This is a genomic window from Novispirillum itersonii subsp. itersonii ATCC 12639 (assembly GCF_000381985.1).
In the GTDB taxonomy this organism is placed as follows: Bacteria; Pseudomonadota; Alphaproteobacteria; order Rhodospirillales; family Rhodospirillaceae; genus Novispirillum; species Novispirillum itersonii.
This window is the reverse complement of the sequence record NZ_KB907353.1, coordinates 32,898-49,388: the sequence shown is the minus strand read 5'-3', so window position 1 is coordinate 49,388 and position 16,491 is coordinate 32,898. Positions and strand designations below refer to the sequence as shown.

Here is a 16,491-nt window from a genome sequence, read left to right as displayed (position 1 = left end):
ACGTTCCAGCAGGAACACAAAACCACCCAGACAAAAGCTGGGTGGTTTTTTCGTGCGTCCCGGAAAGAACGGGAAAGGTGGCCCGGCAGAAGAGGGGGAAATGCTCTGCTTCCCGGCCTCTCTCTTGATGCTCAACAATGAGACCGCTATTCTGTTGAAATGAACATCATCGATCATGTCCTGACTGACCGTGGCTCAAAGTATGCGGTCTCTGGCGGTCCTGCCACCACAGCAGAAGAAGCGCGCCTCTTCCTTAAAGAGTTGAAGAGAAAAAAGAAGTTTGCCAAAGCGACTCATAATTCATGGGCTCTGCTCTGTGAGGAGGGCTCCCTGAAGAATGATGACGGGGAAAGCGGTGCGGGGATGATCATCCTGCGTATGCTGGAAAGCGCTGAGATCAGAAATCACATCGTGGTTGTAACCCGCTGGTATGGCGGAACCCATCTTGGTGGTGATCGGTTTCGGCATGTCAAAGAATCAGCTCAGGCTTATATTACCGCTCTGACTGAAAATTCGCCCTGATATTGAGAGTGATACATTCGGGGTATCGTGTTTTTCCCCGATTGAGTGCTCCCTTTGTCCCTTAACTGAATGTGTCTGAAGTGTATCGGCTCTTCAGAACTGGTTTGCGATTCATTCTGATATGTATACAGTCTTTGCCACTGCTCTCTCGAGATTGCAGAAACGCATTGCTGATACGATCAGAAGATCGGAAGCGGGGGGTAATATGAGTGGACGTAAAATCTACGAAGTCGATGGCGACGGCATGAAAATTGAGCTCTGGGGTGCGCAGGAAGGCGACCCGGAGTTTTATGTCGACGGTATCCATGGGATTCAGCAGACCGAGATTGCCGTTAAGGTTAATTTCTACTCTCTGGCAATTGACAGCACAGACACCCTCCAGCGCCGGGAAACCGTGTGTCGGCTGGTGATGTCCAAGCCGCAGTTCCTGCAGATGTCGAAATTCCTGTACGAATACGGCGGAAAAATTGTGGCGGACCTGCAGCGTCAGGCGGCAGCCAGCCCGCTTCCACCCGCAGCGCCGGAGTCTGAAACCCCGGCGGGGTGATCAGGCTGATTCTGTCTCTCGTTTTTTGCATGCCCCAGGGGGAAACCATGGACCAGATTTTTGCTGACGGCACCACCGATATTTCCATCACCGGCGGCGTTGTCCGCATCGACTTTTTCCATTATGGCACCGGGCAGGGCCCGGATGGGAAGACCGAACGGGAATTCAGCCACCGCCTGTTGATGTCGGCTGAAGGTTTCCTGCAGATGTATACCGCGGCTGACGAAGTGATCCGCATTCTGCTGGAGCGCGGCCTGATCCAGCGTGCCCCGCGCGATGGGGCCACGGTGGTCAGCGCTCCGGCTGCGGCGGCTCCGGCCACCCCGGTTTCGCCCAACTTCTGATCTGGTAAAACACTTCGGCGGGGCAGGGGGGGATCCCCTGCTCCGCCTGTTGTGCTTTTGACCATCGGGGGAAGGGCTCCCTATGGATACTGCGCTCAAATGCCTGGTGCTGGCAGCGCGTCACCGACAGGTTCCACTGACTGTGGAAACCCTGAAGCGCCGCCATGCCATCACTGACGAAGAAGTGTCGGAAGAGCAGCTTGTCGAATTGGCCGGCCATGCCGAGCTGAACGCCAAGACTTTGTCTTTGAAAGCCAAGGGCATTAAAAATGCTCAGAAAAGCTTTCCCGCCATTGCCCGCCTGACCAACCAGCGCTCTGTTCTGGTCGTTAACATCCGTCGCAATAATGACGGTGGCGAGGATGTGATGATCCTCGATCCGATGGTGGAGCAAGCGATCCTGATTCCGGTACCGCTGGATCGTTTCAACGAGAAGTGGACCGGCGGTCTGGTGCTGGTGGACCGTAAGAAGGCCGCAGCGGAAGACGCGGAGTCCTTCGGCTTCTCGTGGTTTTTGCAGGAACTGGCATCGACGAAAGGCATTCTGGGCCAGATTGCGCTGATTGCGGTGATACTGCATGTGCTGAACTTTGTCGCACCCCTGTTTTCCATGGTGGTTCTCGACAAGGTGATCTCCAATGGCACGTTGGATACCTTGCATGTGCTGTTTGGCGGTGCGGTGCTGGCCGTCGTGATGCAGTCCATGATCGGCTACCTGCGGACCATGCTGTTGCTGCATGTCACCGGACGGGTCGATGTGAAGGCCGCAGAGCTGGCCTTTGACCGGATGATGGCCCTGCCACTGAGTTTCTTTCAGAGCACCTCGGCGGGGATTATCGCCAAAAACATGCAGCAGATCGCCACGATCCGCGAATTCCTGACCGGCCAGTTGATGCTGACCCTGCTGGAAGCGACGGCGCTGTTCGTGTTCCTGCCGATTTTGTGGTTCTACAATCACACCCTGACCCTGCTGGTTCTTGGCTGTACGGTGCTGATTGCGATCAATGTGGTCATCACCATTCCGTCTAACCGCCGTCGCCTGAGCGCGCTGTACCGCACGGCGGCGACCCGTGATTCCATGCTGATTGAAACCATTGCTGGCATTGAGACCATCAAGGGCATGGCGCTGGAGCCCACCCAGAAACGGGAATGGATGCGGCGGTCGGCTGAATCCGTGCGCAAGCAGTTCGAAGTCAGCCGGATGTCGGCCATGACGTCAGAAGTCAGCGGCTTTCTGCAACGCCTGATGACCATCGCCATTGTCTGGGTTGGTGTCCAGCAGGTGTTGGATGGGGTGATGAGCGCGGGGGCGATGATTGCCTTCAACATGCTGTCGGGCCGGGTGACCGGGCCGCTGGTTCAGCTGGTCGGATTGGTCAGTAAATACCAGCAGGCGGCTTTGTCGGTGAAGATGCTGGGCACAATCCTGAACCGTCCGCTGGAAAGCGCGCGCACCGGGGGCGTAACGCCCGAGATCAAAGGCGCGATTGCGTTTGAGTCGGTGGTGTTCCGCTATCCGCAGGCTGACCGCAATGTGCTGGAGCGTCTCAGCTTCAGCATTCAGCCGGGTGAGAAGATCGGGGTGGTCGGGCGCAGTGGCGCCGGGAAGAGCACACTGGCAAAGCTGGTGCAGGGGTTTTATCAGCCGGCGGAAGGGATCATCCGTGTTGACGGCTTTGACATCCGGGAATTTGATCTGACCCATCTGCGGACCAGTCTGGGGATTGTCCCGCAGCAAAGCTTCATCTTCCGGGGATCGGTGGCGGAGAATATCGCCCGCAGCCAGCCGGGGGCGTCACTGCAGGAGGTGATACAGGCAGCCCGTCTGGCCGGGGCTGATCTGTTTATTGAAGATCTGCCGCAGGGTTATGACACCATGCTGGAAGAGAATGCCTCCAACCTTTCCGGCGGTCAGAAGCAGCGGCTGGCGATTGCCCGGGCCCTGTTGCCGCGTCCGCGCATTCTGGTGATGGACGAAGCCACCAGCGCGCTGGATGCGGAAAGTGAAACCCTGATCATGGAACGCTTTCCGCAGATCGCTATGGGGCGGACGGTGATCAACATCTCCCACCGTCTTAATCTTCTGGTGTCGATGGACCGTATTCTGGTGCTGGATCAGGGGCAGGTGGTGGACTTTGCCCCGCACCGGGTGCTGGTGGAGCGGTGTGAGCTGTACCGGGGCCTGTGGTTCCGGCAGAACCCGCATCTGGCACCGCCGCAGGCGGCAGCCCGGCAGGGAGGGGCATGATGACTGACGGCACCGCCTCCGCACCGCCTCCGGCCTCTCCCCCGATTGGCCGTCTGTCGCGGATCACCGCCGGGACGGTGGTGTTCCGGGAAGGGGATATGGGCGAATGCGCCTATATCGTCCGTGATGGGGTGGTCGATATCCAGCGGGAGACCGCCAACGGCCCGCAGTATCTGGCCAGCATCAATCCGGGGGAGGTCTTCGGCGAAATTGCGCTGATGACCAACCAGCCACGTACCGCCACCGCACTGGCCCGCAGCGATGTGACGCTGGAAGTGGTGGACCGGGCGGCGATGGTCGGCCTGTTTGCCTCCAGCCCGGATCTGGCCTATCAGATTGTCGGGCGGCTGGCCGGGCTGGTGACTGCCCAGAAGGTGGAGCTGCTCTCCGCCGCCGCACCGAAGCCCGGAGAGAGAGACGACAGTGAGGAGGAGCCGCCACGGACTCTGCTCGACCGTCTGCGCCGTCTGATCGGCTGGGGGAAGGAGCAGGACGAGGACCCGGGCTTTGTGCCCGACCATCTGGCGATTCTGTCAGAACGGCCACCGCTGGCCATGCGGATGACCGGCTGGCTGGTGCTTGCCCTGTTGATCGGGGCGATCACCTGGGCGTCGTTCGCCCAGATTGATGTGGTGGTCAATGGCCGGGGCAAGCTGGTCAGCGTGGTGCCGCCGGTGACGATACAGCCGACCAGCACGGGCACCATCCGCCAGATGCTGGTGCGTAATGGGCAGGTGGTGCGGAAGGGAGATCCGGTGGTGGTGCTGGATGGCACGGCCTCGGAGGCTGATCTGCAGAGCATGCGGTCAGAACTGCGGGCCGTGGAGGCGACCACCCGCCGCCTGCAGGCAGAACTGTCAGGCACCCGGCCGCTGCGGTTTTCCGACAATGACGGTGAGGAAGAGGTACAGACCCGGCTGTTTGAAAGCCGCCGTCTGAAACTGGCGGCCGGTCTGGCCAGCCGGGATGCGGAAATCCAGAGCCTGACCACCCAGATCGCCCGCGAGCAGGAAGAGCAGGCGGTGATGGTCCGGCAGGCCCAGCAGCAGGAACAGGTCACGGCCATCCGGAAGACCTTCTATGACCGCGAAAAAGATCTGTTCCGCCGGGAAGGACCCAATCAGATTCAGTATCTGGAGGCAGAACAGCGCCGTCTGTCGATGCAGCATGATCTGGCTGCCGCCCGCAAGCGGACCGGCGCCCTGACCGGCCAGCTGGAAGGACGGAAGGCGGAGCGGGAAGCCTTCCTGAACGAAGCCCGGGCTGCCAGCAACGAAGCTTTGGCCAATGCCCTGCGGGAACAGTCCCGCCTGACCGAACAGCTGAAAAAGACCGAACTGGCCTTTGCACAGGTCCGCCTGACGGCCCCTTATGATGCGGTGGTCTTTGATGTGGCGGAAAAGACCGGCGGATCATTTGTGACGCCGGGGGAAGTGTTGGCGCGGCTGGTGGCGCTGGAGGCACCGCTGGAAGTGGCGGTGGATATCGACCCCAAGGATGTCGCCTTCGTGACGCCGGGCGATGCGGTGATGATCAAGTTTGATGCCCTGCCGTTTACCAAGCATGGCATGGCCCACGGAACCCTGCGGCTGGTCAGCGACGGTACCTTCCCTGAGCGTCTGAGCGGGGAAAAGATGCCGGTGTTCCGCGGGCAGGCGACGATGACGGATGTTAAGCTGACCGGGATTTCTCCCGATTTCCACCTGATTCCGGGGATGACGGCCGCGGCGGATATCCGTGTCGGGAAGCGCCGGATCATCACCTACTTCATTTATCCGATCATGCGATCACTGGAAACCAGCCTGCGGGAGCGTTGAGCCCGCGGGCAGAGGGGGAAGCGATGGAAATTATCGTGCAAGTGGCCGGAAAGGCGATGCCGGGCCGGATTGATGAGCTGAAGGCGACTTTCCGCCGGACCGACGGGCTGCTTAAAAAAGTGCCGGGGTTTGTAAAGGCCGAGGCCTTGGTCAACTACAACACCACACAGGTGCAGATTCTGTACCGGTTTGACGATGTCGAGCGGGCGCTGGCTTTTGTGAAAAACGGTGACATGCGGGATGCACTGGATCCGTTTCAGGGGTTGGTTGATCCCAACAGCACGATGGTCATTTCGTTGGTTGAGGATGTGATCGAGCGGTGAAGACGCTGAGGTGGACGACATATCCGCTGCTGCTTGGCGCACTGGTGCTGCTGGGGGCATGCGCGGTCACCCCTGACCCGCTGACCCGGGATGAAATCCGGGCCCGGGTGGAGGCTGACCGGGCAGCGCTGGCTGTATACCGTCAGCCGGTACAGGGGCCGATGACCCTGACCGATGCGATTGCGCGGGCTCTGGTTTCCAACCTTGATCTGCGGACCGATGACCTGACCCGGCTGATGGAGCAGGATTCGATGACATTGGCCCAGCTTGGGCTGCTGCCTGATATGTCCGGCACCATCAACTCCACACACCGCAACCGGGCCAGCGGCAGCCTTGGCGACGCGCCGGAAGATAAGCCCAACACCTCCCGCCGGGTGCGGGTGCTTCAGACCCAGTGGTCGGTGCTCAATTTCGGGATCGGGTATCTGTCAGCCCGGCAGGCAGCCAACGAAAGTCTGGCAGCGGAGGAGCGCCGCCGCCGCGCTGCCGCCGCGCTGATCAATGACGTCACCTATTACTTTTACCGCACCCTGTTCTCTGAACAGCGGATGGAGCGGCTGGATGTGCTCGACCAGCGGCTTGATGATCTGCTGGATCTGTCAGAGCGCCTGCGGGAGAGCCGTCTGGAAGATCCGCTGACCATCCTTAACATACAGGCGGGGCTGTATCAGCTCAAGCGGCGGATCAGCGGCCTGCGCCGCGATCTGGAAGTGTCGCAGGAAAAGCTGGCACGGTTGCTGAATCTGCCATCAGATCAGCCATTGCCGCTGATTGGCCTGCCGGATGACCGTATGGTGCGGCTGGCTCTGGGGATGGATCTTGACCGTGCGGTCGATGAGGCGCTGATGCGTCGCCCGGAACTGCGGGACTTTGATTATCAGATCCGCAATGCCCATCTTGATGTCTGGAAAACCTATCTGGGCCTGCTGCCGGATCTGTCGCTGACGTACGGCCTGAACACCGATACCAGCTCCACCGCCGCAGTGCGGACATGGACTGAAACCGGAGCCCGGGGGGTGATGCAGCTGCTTGGCCTGATCACCTTCCCGTGGAAGAACGAGCGGGCCGCCAATAACGAAGAGTTACTGAAGCTGCGCCGGGTGGCCTTGAGTCTGGCGGTGATGGAGCAGGTGCGGACATCGCGCACCATTCTGCAGCAGATCACCCGCGATGTCAGTCTGTCAGACCGCATTGTTGCCACCAATGACGGGATCGTCGATCTGTGGGATCTGCGGCTGCCGTTTAACGTCACCGATGAGCTGGTCCGGTTCCGGGCTGAGGTTGACGGTATTCTGACCCATATCGAGCGCGATGATCTGCTGGCTGAACAACAGCGCAGCCTGGGCGATATGCTGATGGCACTTGGCCTGCCGCTTGCGCCTGAGGTGCTGGATGTCACCGACCCGGCGGCGGTCCGGACGCAGGTGGAAGAGCATCTGCGCGGTCTGCCGCAGCGCCTTCAGGATCTGGCCAGACCGCAGGAACGGCAGGAAGAGGTTTCGGCCGTTCCTGCGGGGGCAACCCCATGACCGGGGAGGAGCCGAAGGCCCTTGCCGCCGTGCTGCTGACCCGTCTGGCGGATAACCATGCCGGGCAGGGCGATGCCGTGCAGTCATCGGGTCCGCTGGCCTTTCTGGCCGGGGATGACCGGGGCCGCCCGACGGTGGTGGTGGCTGATCATCACCGGCTGGTCCGGCAGGGCCTTGTTTCGGTTCTGGCCGGGCAGGGGGGGTGTGCCGTGGTGGCGGAGGCGGACGACTGGACCGCTCTGGCTGCGGCCCTGTCTGCCCGTCCGGCGGTGGTGATTGTGGCCTCCCGCCTGCCGGGGCTGGAGGGGGCGCCGGGGATTGCCCGGATCCGTGCCGCTAATCCGGACGGGCGCGTTCTCCTTCTCGGCAACGATCCTGCTCCGGCAGCCTTGATCCGGCAGGATGGCTGGGGGGCGGATGGGCAGGTGCTGGAAAATGAGGATGCGGCGGTTCTGATTGCGGCCCTCTATGCCGTTCTGGCGGGACAGCGCCATCAGTCGCCAGAGGTCCTGCGCCTGTGTGCCACAGAAGGGCTGCTGCCGGAGCAGACCCCGACCGCCCGCGAGCGGCAGGTGCTGGAGCTGATCGCCGCCGGTCTGTCCAACAAGGCGATTGCCCGGGAGATGGGGATCAGCGTTAAAACGGTTGAGAAGCACCGGGATTCGGTCATGCGGAAACTGAACGCCCACAACGCGGCCAGCCTGTTGCTGCGGGCGCGGGACAGCGGGCTGCTGTAGTCTTTTCTGCTCTCAGAAGACATAACAGAACCCCCCGCCGGAAAACCGGCGGGGGGTTTGGTTTAAAGCGAGGCTGATTGGTATCAGCTCGACTTCTGGTTTTCCACATTGGTCACCACGGTATCGGTCGACAGACTTTCCTGGCTGAAATTGGTGTAGGTGTTGACGAAGCTCATGTCGCTCTGCACCGATGCCCCGACTTCGTTCCCGACATCGTTGTTCAGGGCGGAGCTGAGCAGTTTGCTCATGGCATCCAGACTGGCCTCGCCATTGACCGGGCCGCTGTGGCCCCACGATCCGCCCGACTTCAGGCTGTCGTAGATGCTGCTCAGGTCGAAGCTGGTGCTCTTCCCGCCGTCGTTCAGGTTCAGGGTTTCGATCTTGTTGGCGCTGGTGCTGTAGTCGTCGATGGTGACGGAGCCATAGCTCTTATCCCCGACGATGAAGCTGAACTTGATATCCTTCCCGCCGTCGGTCAGTTCGGCGCGGATATTGGCGGCGCTGGCGGTGAAGCCGATGGCGCTGGTGGAGCGGATTTCAAGCGTATCAGACCCCGATCCGCTGTCGCGGATGATGTCGTTGCCTTCGCCACCATGGACGATATAGGTGTCGTTGCCCGATCCACCGACCATCACGTCGTTACGCAGACCGCCATAGAAGGTATCGTTGCCGTCACCGCCGGTCATGGTGGCACTGTCGTTGCTCCAGTGCAGCGAGAACGGCTTGGAAATCAGATCGCCTGCCGAGCCGAGCATGGAGCCGAACGCCCCGGCAACGCTGTCAATGGCCGCATCCACGCCCTGCAGCAGACTGGTGCCGGAGGCGGTGTTGAAGAAGTCAAACAGCCCCCAGCCCGCACCGATCAGGAAGTCGTTGCCCGATCCGCCGTCAATGCTGCCGGCGCTGGAGGTGTTGACGATGATGTCGTCTCCGGCCCCGCCCCAGACCTGCGAGGCCCCGGCGGCAGACAGCACAAAGTCGTTACCGTCCCCGGCGTAGATGGCGTTCCCGGCCCCGAGGGAGACAATGGTGTCATTCCCGCTGCCGGTATAGATCGCCGAAGCCCCGCCTGCGGTCAGCACAAAGTCATTGCCGCTGCCGCTGTCCACCACGTTGGCGGCCCCAAGCGAGACGATTTTGTCATTGCCATCCCCGCCCTGCAGGGTGTTGTAGGCCCCGGCCCCAAGGATGATGTCATCCCCGGCCCCACCTTCGACCACGTTTTTCAGGCCGCCGACAATCAGGGTGTCGTTGCCGTCGCCACCGGTGACGGAGTTTTCTTTGCCGAGGGCCATCACCCGGTCATCCCCGGCCCCGGCATCGACGATATTCTTGTGGCCGAAGGCAAAGATGCTGTCTTTACCATCCCCGCCGGACAGTTCGTTGCTGCGGCCCATGGCGACCATAATGTCATCGCCGGATCCGCCATCCATCTTGTTGGTGTTGCCAATCGCGACCAGCGTGTCGTTGCCGTCGCCGCCCTTGACCTCGTTGCTCTTGCCGACGGCAAAGGCGATGTCATTGCCCTTTCCGGCGTCGATCTTGTTTTCCTGACCGGCGGCCAGAATGATGTCATCCCCGCCGTAGGAGCTGATTTTGTTCAGCTTTCCGGCGGCAATGATCACATCGCCTTCCCCGGCGGAGGTATCGCCAAGGGCTTTGTCATCGCTGCCGGTCATCGTGTCGAGGATGCCTGCGGTGATGTTGGCCAGATCCATGGTGCGGATGGTGTTGCTTTCGCCCGCCGCGACCACGAACTTGCGCCCGTCGGTGCCCAGAATGTTGTTGTTCTTGCCAATCGCCGCGACGATATCGTCCCCGCCGCCGAGTAGGACCTTGTTGGCCTCGCCGATGGCGGCAACAATATCGCCCTCGTTTTTCATGAAGTTGAAGCTGGGGAACGACGGCATCTTCACCACCGCCGACAGGTCGATCCCGGGGAAGGACACATTCGGCAGGGTCAGGTTCGGCAGGCTGAACGACGGCATGATCAGTTGCGGGATCAGGCTGGCCAGACTGGGCAGCTGGAAACTGGGCAGGCTGAAGTTCAGGCTGGGCAGACCAAGGTTCAGGCTCGGCAGGCCGGGCAGGGAGATATCGTCGAACAGCTCGCCGAGGCTGAGGTTGGGCATTGAGAAGGTGGGCAGGTTGAGATTCAGGGATCCCAGCTTGTCCAGAATGTGTGACATGTCCGGCAGGTTGAGGTTCAGCGACGGCAGATTGAAATTCAGTGAGGGTATCGAGAAACTGGGCAGGCTGAAGCTTGGCACGCTGAAGCCGAACGACAGGCTGAGATCCGGGATGCTCGGCAGCGGCAGATCCGGCAGGTTATCCAGTGACGGCATGGAGAAGCTGGGCAGGCTGACGCTGGGCAGGCTGATGCTCGGCAGCCCGATGGTCGGCAGCGAGAAGCCCGGCAGGTCAACGCGCGGAATGGCAATATCGCCGATCTGCAGGCGGGGGATTGAGAAATCGGGGATCCGCACTGACGGCAGGCTGATCGACGGGATGTTCAGGCTGGGGATTGAAATATCCGGGGTCAGGTTGCCGACCGACAGATCCGGCAGAATGTCGAAGTCTGCCAGAATGGTGTTCGACTTCCCGGCGACCAGAATGATGTCCTGACCGCTGCCGCCCATGACGGTGTTCTTTTCTCCGGCAGCGACGATGATGTCGTTGCCGCTGCCGCCGCCGACAAGGTTCTGCTTGCCTGCGGCCAGCAGGATGTCGTTGCCGTCCCCGCCGGTGATGTAATTCTTCTGCCCGGCGGCGGCGATGATGTCATTACCGGCGCCGCCGAAGACCACGTTGGTTTTCCCGGCAGCGACCACGATGTCATTACCGTCTCCGGCCATCACCAGATTTTTGTTGCCGATGGCGGCGACAATGTCATTGCCGCTGCCGGAGGAGATGACGTTGGTGTCGCCGACGGCGGCCATGATGTCATCGCCGCGCCCGGCCAGCATGAAGTTCTTCTGGCCGATGGCGGCCATGATGTTGTTGCCGTCGCCGCCCGACATCAGGTTGCTGCGGCCGACCGCGATCATGATGTCGTTGCCGCTGCCTGCCAGCATGATGTTGGTGTTGCCTGCGGCCACCATGGTGTTGTTGCCGTCGCCGCCTGCCATGAAGTTGGTTGATCCGGCGGCGGCCATAATGTCGTTGCCGGACCCGGCCAGCAGAATGTTGGTGTTGCCGATGGCACCGATGATGTTGTTGCCATCCCCGGCGGCGACGATATTGGTGTTGCCCGCCGCGATCAGGGTGTCGTTGTCGCGGCCCCCGGCGATCAGGTTGGTGTTGCCGATGGCGACGGCGATATTTTTGCCGTCCCCGGCCATCAGGATGTTGTTCATCCCGGCGGCAACCATGATGTCATCGCCCCGTCCGGCCACCATCACGTTGGTATGCCCGGCTGCGGCCATGATGTTTCTGCCGTCCCCGGCCATCATCAGGTTGGCCCCGCCGACCCCGACCATGATGTCGTTGCCGGACCCGGCGATCATCGCGTTGCCTGCGGCCAGACCGCCGATGATGTTGTCACCGTCGCCTGCCAGCATGATGTTGCCGATCCCGGCGGCGATCAGGGTATCGTTCCCCCGTCCGGCGCTGATCAGGTTCAGCCCGCCCCCGGCGATGACCCGGTTGTTGCCGTCCCCGGCCAGAATGATGTTGGCGGCGCCGACGGCGTTGATGGTGTCATTGCCCCGCCCGGCCATCAGAATGTTGGTGCCGCCTGCGGCGTTGATGGTGTTATTGCCATCCCCGGCGTGGATCAGGTTGCCTGCGGCGAGGGCGTTGATGGTGTCATTGCTGTTGCCGTCCGCGGCCACCACGTTGCCGATCCCGCCGACGGTGATGGTATCAGTGCCGTCGCCACGGGTGGCGACAAAGTTAGCGCCGCCAACGGCGCTGATGGTGTCATTGCCGCCGTCATCCCGGATGAAGTTAGCGCCACCACCGGCCCTGATCAGGTCGTTGCCTTCGCCGGAGCGGATGACGTTGACCCCGCCGAGTGCGGTGATTTCATCATCCCCGGCCCCGGAGGAAATGACGTTTGCGGCCCCAAGAGCAACAATGGTGTCGTTGCCGCGGCCGGTGGTGACGTTGTTATAGCCGCCGCCGACCTCGACCCGGTTGTTGCCGTCCCCGGCATTGACCCGGTTGTAACCGCCAAGGGCGAGAATGGTGTCATTGCCGCTTCCGGCGGTGATGGTGTTGTACAGCCCGCCGATGGTGATGCGGTTGTTACCGTCCCCGGCATTGACGTTGTTATAACCGCCGCCGCCGCTGATGGTGTCATCCCCCCAGCCGGTCCGGATTTCATTGTGCAGACCGCCAACGGTGATGGTGTTACGGCCATTGCCTTCGGTGACAATGGTGTTGCTGCCCGCCATGGCGGTGATGCGGTTGTCACCCCAGCCGCCGTTGATGTAGTTGCGGGCTGCCAGCGCGACGATGGTGTCGCTGCCCCAGCCGCCATAGATGCTGTTGCTGACACCGGCGGCTTCGATGTAGTCGTCACCGTCGCCGCCATCGATATCGTTCGAAATGCCGTAGGCATAAATACGGTCGTTGCCTTCGTTGCCGTACAGATCGGCACCGCCGCTCCACGATTCGATGTAGTCGTTGCCCCAGCCGCCCTCAATGTAGTTATAGGCGCCGTAGCCGTAAATCGTATCGTTGCCGCCGTGCCCGTACAGCCAGTTGGCGGGCATAAAGCCCTTTATGGTGTTGTCGCTGTCGTTGCCGTGTTTGACAGGATTAAGGGCGTTGATCAGGTCTTCGGCAAATTTGACGACCGGATCAATGATATTGTCCTTCACCCATTCAACGACGGCACCCATGGGACTTCTCCACAATAACGGCGGTTTTCCATGCTCTCATTGATGCCTGAAGCCGCCGGGGGGCTCTATGGGGTTGATACCCCAAAAACGCCACCCGGATTGGCCCCACCGTATGAGTCAGGCCGCGTCGGTCAGGATGTGGTGCAGGGTGAACGGGACCGGGCAAAGGCAGGCCAGCCACAGGCCGGGCCGGGGGGACAGCAGGGCCGCCTGCCACCCGGTGGCGTCGCCATGACAGATAACGTGATCCCCCTCAAGGCGGAACTCCACGGATCGGGGATCACGGCGCAGCCCGTCGCCGGTGGCTTTCAGAAAGGCTTCCTTCAGGCACCACAGTGCGATGATCCGGGCTGGGTTTTCTGCGGCGGCGATCTGTTCCGCCGGGGTCAGGATCTCCGGGATCACGGCGGGGCGGACCGGGCGTTCGGTTTCGATGTCCACCCCGACCGGGGCATCCCGCCGGGCCGCCGCCGCCAGCCAGCCGCCACTGTGGGACAGGCTGACCTGTAAGGCTGCCGGGGCCTGCACCAGCGGGGCCCCTTGAGGAGTCCGCCCGACCGCCACCGCTGCCGGGGGGCATGAGAAGACCCGGGCGCACAGGTGCCCCAGCAGCAGGCTGGCGGCGCGGGACTGGTCCCGCCGGGCCGGGGCCATGCGGTGCAGCCGCTCTTCCTCTTCCGGCAGCAGGCGCGGCCCGGCGGGAAGGGGGGAGGTCTGCCGCCGTACGGCCAGCCACAGCGGCGGCGCAGGGGTCATTCTTTGGCGGCGCAGGCGCTGTGCAGCACATCCACCAGCTGCCCGAGAGAGTGGACGTCATACAGATCCTGCCGGGGGACCGAGACGTTCAGCCGCCGCATCACCCCGGAAACGATGGTGACGATGTCGATGCTGATCGCGCCGTAATCGGCGAAGGACTTGCCGTCTTCCATCACCGTATCGGCGGGCAGATCCAGAATATCGATGGTTTCCTGCCGCAGGATGTCCAGCACGTCATCACGGGTCATGGCCGTCTCTCTTGTCTGTCAGGGGAAGGGGGAAACAGGGTGGGCATCAGGGGGCCCAGTCGAGGCCCCCGGTCAGGCGGATCACCTGACCGTTCACAAAAGTGGCAGCCCCGGAGCAGAGAAACAGCACGGTTGAGGCGATATCATCCCCGTGACCGGTGCGCCGCTGCGGGCAATGGGTCAGCCAGAACTGTCGCAGGCTGTCGCTGGCCTGTTCGCTGCCCATCCCGCCGTCGAACAGCCCGAGGGAAACCACGTTGCTGGTGATGCCGCGCGGCCCGTATTCGCGGGCGAGGGAGGCCGACAGACCTTCCACACCGGCCTTGCTGGCGGCATAGGCGGCGTGTCCGGCCATTCCCCCGGCGGCAACGGAGCCGATGTGGATGAACTGCCCGCTGCGCCGCCCGAGGAAATGCCACAGAAACCGGCGGCAGACCCGGAAGGCCCCGGTCAGGTTGGTATCGACCACCTCCAGCCAGTCAGCGTCTTCCATCTGTGCCAGCAGGCCGGTTTTCGCGGCTCCGGCATTCAGGATCACCGCATCAATGTCCAGCTCGGTCAGGGCGGCGGAGATGGCCTGTTCCACGCTGTCGGTGTCGCGCTGATCCATCCGCAGCGGCAGGCAGCGCCCGGCACCGGGCACCGCCGCAAGGTCCGCCGCCAGCGCGTCCGCCGCGCTGGCACTGGTGCGGTAGGTGAAGGCGACATTATGCCCGGCCCGTGCCGCTGCCCGCACCAGTCCGGCCCCCAGTCCCCCGGCGCCGCCGGTGATGAACAGGCTGCGGCGGGGGCCGTCAGGCGTCAGGGTGGGCGAGGATACAGGCGGCATTGGTGCCTCCGAAGCCGAAGGAGTTTTTCAGCAGGGCCCGCACGGTCTGACGCTGCGGGGCCCCGGCGCACAGGTTCAGGCCAGCGAACTCGGGGTCAGGGTCCGTCAGGTTGAGGGTCGGGTGCAGCAGGCCGGTGCGCATCTGCTCGATGGCGACCACCAGTTCCACCAGCGGGGCGGCCCACAGGCAATGTCCCAGCATTGATTTGGCGGCATTGATCGGGATCCGGTCCAGCCGCGCCCCCAGCACCTGCCGCAGGGCGGTGATTTCTGCGGCGTCCCCGGCGGGGGTGGAGGTGGCATGGGCGCTGACCATGTCAATGTCGCCCGCCGTCAGGCCGGAGACGGACAGAGCCATCGCCATGGCCCGGGCCTCACCCCCGGCATTGGGCAGCGGCAGGTGGCAGCCGTCAGAGGTGGCCGCCACCGCCAGCACTCCGGCGTGGATGCGGGCGCCGCGGGCATGGGCATGGGCCGGGGATTCCAGCACCACCGTCGCGGTGCCGTGGGCCGGAACAAAGCCGTCACGCTGGCGGTCAAAGGGGCGGCTGGCCTGTTGCGGGCGACCATCACCCGACAGGCTGACCGTCTGCATCAGGGCCATGGAATGCAGCTCGACCGCGCTCAGTTCCGCCGCCGGGGCGTGGACCACCACCACGTCAGCCTGTCCCCCGGCGATTTCCATCAGTCCGGCCCGCAGGGCATGCAGGCCGCTGGCACAGGCACTGCCAAGGGAGTAGACCGCACCACGGGCGGCAATCAGCTCCCCTACGGCGGCGGCGTGGATGCAGTCCAGACTGTGCAGGGCATACAGGGCGTCGATCTGGCCGGGGGCAGTCTCGAACGTCAGGCCGGTCCGGTTGATGTACTGGCTGTTGATGGTGTGCCCGGCGGCGATCACCGCCACCCGGGCCGGGTCGGCGGGCGGGGCGCTGTCCAGCCCGGCATCCAGCCATGCGGTCAGGGCCGGAAGCAGGCCAAGACGCATCGACCACGGCAGGGTGTGCAGCATCCGCCGCAAGCTGCGTGCCGCCGGGGCTGACAGGCGGGGTTTCAGGGCTTCCAGCCGGGGCAGGGGATCATAGGCCCCGAGATCACCGCCAATCTTCAGGTCTGCGGCGGAGACATCAATGCTCCGCCACGGCCCTATGGCCGACAGCCCGGTGCACAGGGCGGCGTGAACGGTGGCCGGGCTGTCCCCTAGAGGGGTGACGATACCCATGCCGGTGATGACGGCGCGTGGCGTGATCTCAGTCATACAGGTGCGCCTCCAGAATGGCGGCGGCACAGATCCTGCCGTCAACGATGACCTGTGCCGCAAACACGGCCAGCAGGCTGTTGACCTCCAGCAGGCCGGCGGTCAGGGTCAGGGTTTCGCCGGGGGAGACGGTCCGCAGGAACTCTGCCCGGTGAAACCGCGTCAGCCTGACCTGACGGCACGGCCTGCCCTGATGCAGGGCCAGCAGGCAGGCCCCGGTCTGGGCCATGGCCTCGGTCTGAACCGTGGCAGGCAGAACGGGGGTCTCGGGAAAGTGTCCGGCAAAGGCCGGGTCAGCGGGGTCGCAGAACCACTCGGCGGTGACGGCGCGGGCTTCGGCATCAAAACCGGTGAGAGACCCAACGCGCAGGGCGGGGGGCCGGTGCGGGATCAGGGTTTCCACCGCAGGCAGCGGGACTGCCGGTGCAACGATCGGCTGGCGGCGCAGAATGCGGATCTGGGTGTCGGCGTCGGGAAGATGCATGG

14 protein-coding genes are annotated in these 16,491 nt (G+C 63.0%); 8 read left to right on the top strand and 6 right to left on the bottom strand.

Features of this window, described 5'->3' with window-relative positions:
- Positions 1 to 159 precede the first annotated feature (159 nt).
- The 8 genes from G365_RS0118005 (at position 160) to G365_RS0117970 (ending at position 8,067) form a co-directional block, all read left to right on the top strand.
- Positions 160 to 522, top strand: a complete 363-nt coding sequence (locus G365_RS0118005; RefSeq protein WP_019646936.1) for a YigZ family protein — start codon at positions 160 to 162, stop codon at positions 520 to 522.
- Positions 523 to 727: 205 nt separating this feature from the next.
- On the top strand, positions 728 to 1,069 hold the full coding sequence (locus G365_RS0118000) for a hypothetical protein (protein WP_019646935.1): 342 nt from the start codon (positions 728 to 730) through the stop codon (positions 1,067 to 1,069).
- A gap of 47 nt (positions 1,070 to 1,116) precedes the next feature.
- Entirely contained in the window at positions 1,117 to 1,413 is a 297-nt protein-coding gene (locus G365_RS0117995) for a hypothetical protein (protein WP_155976361.1), read from the top strand.
- A gap of 82 nt (positions 1,414 to 1,495) precedes the next feature.
- Complete coding sequence (locus tag G365_RS22275) at positions 1,496 to 3,661, top strand: peptidase domain-containing ABC transporter (protein WP_019646933.1); 2,166 nt, start codon at positions 1,496 to 1,498, stop codon at positions 3,659 to 3,661.
- Positions 3,658 to 5,478: an HlyD family type I secretion periplasmic adaptor subunit gene (locus G365_RS0117985; protein ID WP_081628616.1), complete on the top strand. Its 1,821-nt coding sequence runs from the start codon at positions 3,658 to 3,660 to the stop codon at positions 5,476 to 5,478. The genes G365_RS22275 and G365_RS0117985 overlap by 4 nt, the downstream gene beginning before the upstream one ends.
- A 23-nt stretch (positions 5,479 to 5,501) precedes the next feature.
- Positions 5,502 to 5,801, top strand: a complete 300-nt coding sequence (locus tag G365_RS0117980; RefSeq protein WP_019646931.1) for an antibiotic biosynthesis monooxygenase family protein — start codon at positions 5,502 to 5,504, stop codon at positions 5,799 to 5,801.
- A complete protein-coding gene (locus G365_RS0117975) occupies positions 5,798 to 7,330 on the top strand; it encodes a TolC family protein (protein WP_019646930.1) in 1,533 nt (510 codons plus the stop codon). The genes G365_RS0117980 and G365_RS0117975 overlap by 4 nt, the downstream gene beginning before the upstream one ends.
- Positions 7,327 to 8,067: a LuxR C-terminal-related transcriptional regulator gene (locus tag G365_RS0117970; protein WP_019646929.1), complete on the top strand. Its 741-nt coding sequence runs from the start codon at positions 7,327 to 7,329 to the stop codon at positions 8,065 to 8,067. Before G365_RS0117975 ends, G365_RS0117970 begins: the two co-directional genes overlap by 4 nt.
- 83 nt (positions 8,068 to 8,150) lie before the next feature.
- On the opposite strand, the gene G365_RS0117965 is transcribed toward G365_RS0117970, so the two are convergent.
- The 6 genes from G365_RS0117965 to G365_RS0117940 all read right to left on the bottom strand — a co-directional run bounded on the left by G365_RS0117965 (position 8,151) and on the right by G365_RS0117940 (position 16,489).
- A complete protein-coding gene (locus tag G365_RS0117965) occupies positions 8,151 to 12,914 on the bottom strand; it encodes a calcium-binding protein (protein ID WP_019646928.1) in 4,764 nt (1,587 codons plus the stop codon).
- A 117-nt stretch (positions 12,915 to 13,031) separates the two neighbouring features.
- On the bottom strand, positions 13,032 to 13,670 hold the full coding sequence (locus tag G365_RS23250) for a 4'-phosphopantetheinyl transferase family protein (protein ID WP_019646927.1): 639 nt from the start codon (positions 13,668 to 13,670) through the stop codon (positions 13,032 to 13,034).
- A complete protein-coding gene (locus G365_RS0117955) occupies positions 13,667 to 13,918 on the bottom strand; it encodes an acyl carrier protein (protein WP_019646926.1) in 252 nt (83 codons plus the stop codon). The genes G365_RS23250 and G365_RS0117955 overlap by 4 nt, the downstream gene beginning before the upstream one ends.
- Before the next feature lie 46 nt (positions 13,919 to 13,964).
- A complete protein-coding gene (locus tag G365_RS0117950) occupies positions 13,965 to 14,747 on the bottom strand; it encodes an SDR family NAD(P)-dependent oxidoreductase (protein WP_081628618.1) in 783 nt (260 codons plus the stop codon).
- Positions 14,713 to 16,005, bottom strand: a complete 1,293-nt coding sequence (locus G365_RS0117945) for a beta-ketoacyl-[acyl-carrier-protein] synthase family protein (protein ID WP_019646924.1) — start codon at positions 16,003 to 16,005, stop codon at positions 14,713 to 14,715. Before G365_RS0117945 ends, G365_RS0117950 begins: the two co-directional genes overlap by 35 nt.
- Positions 15,998 to 16,489 (bottom strand): 3-hydroxyacyl-ACP dehydratase FabZ family protein, encoded by a 492-nt coding sequence (locus tag G365_RS0117940; protein ID WP_019646923.1) that lies wholly within the window; start codon positions 16,487 to 16,489, stop codon positions 15,998 to 16,000. The genes G365_RS0117945 and G365_RS0117940 overlap by 8 nt, the downstream gene beginning before the upstream one ends.
- Between the last annotated feature and the right edge of the window lie 2 nt (positions 16,490 to 16,491).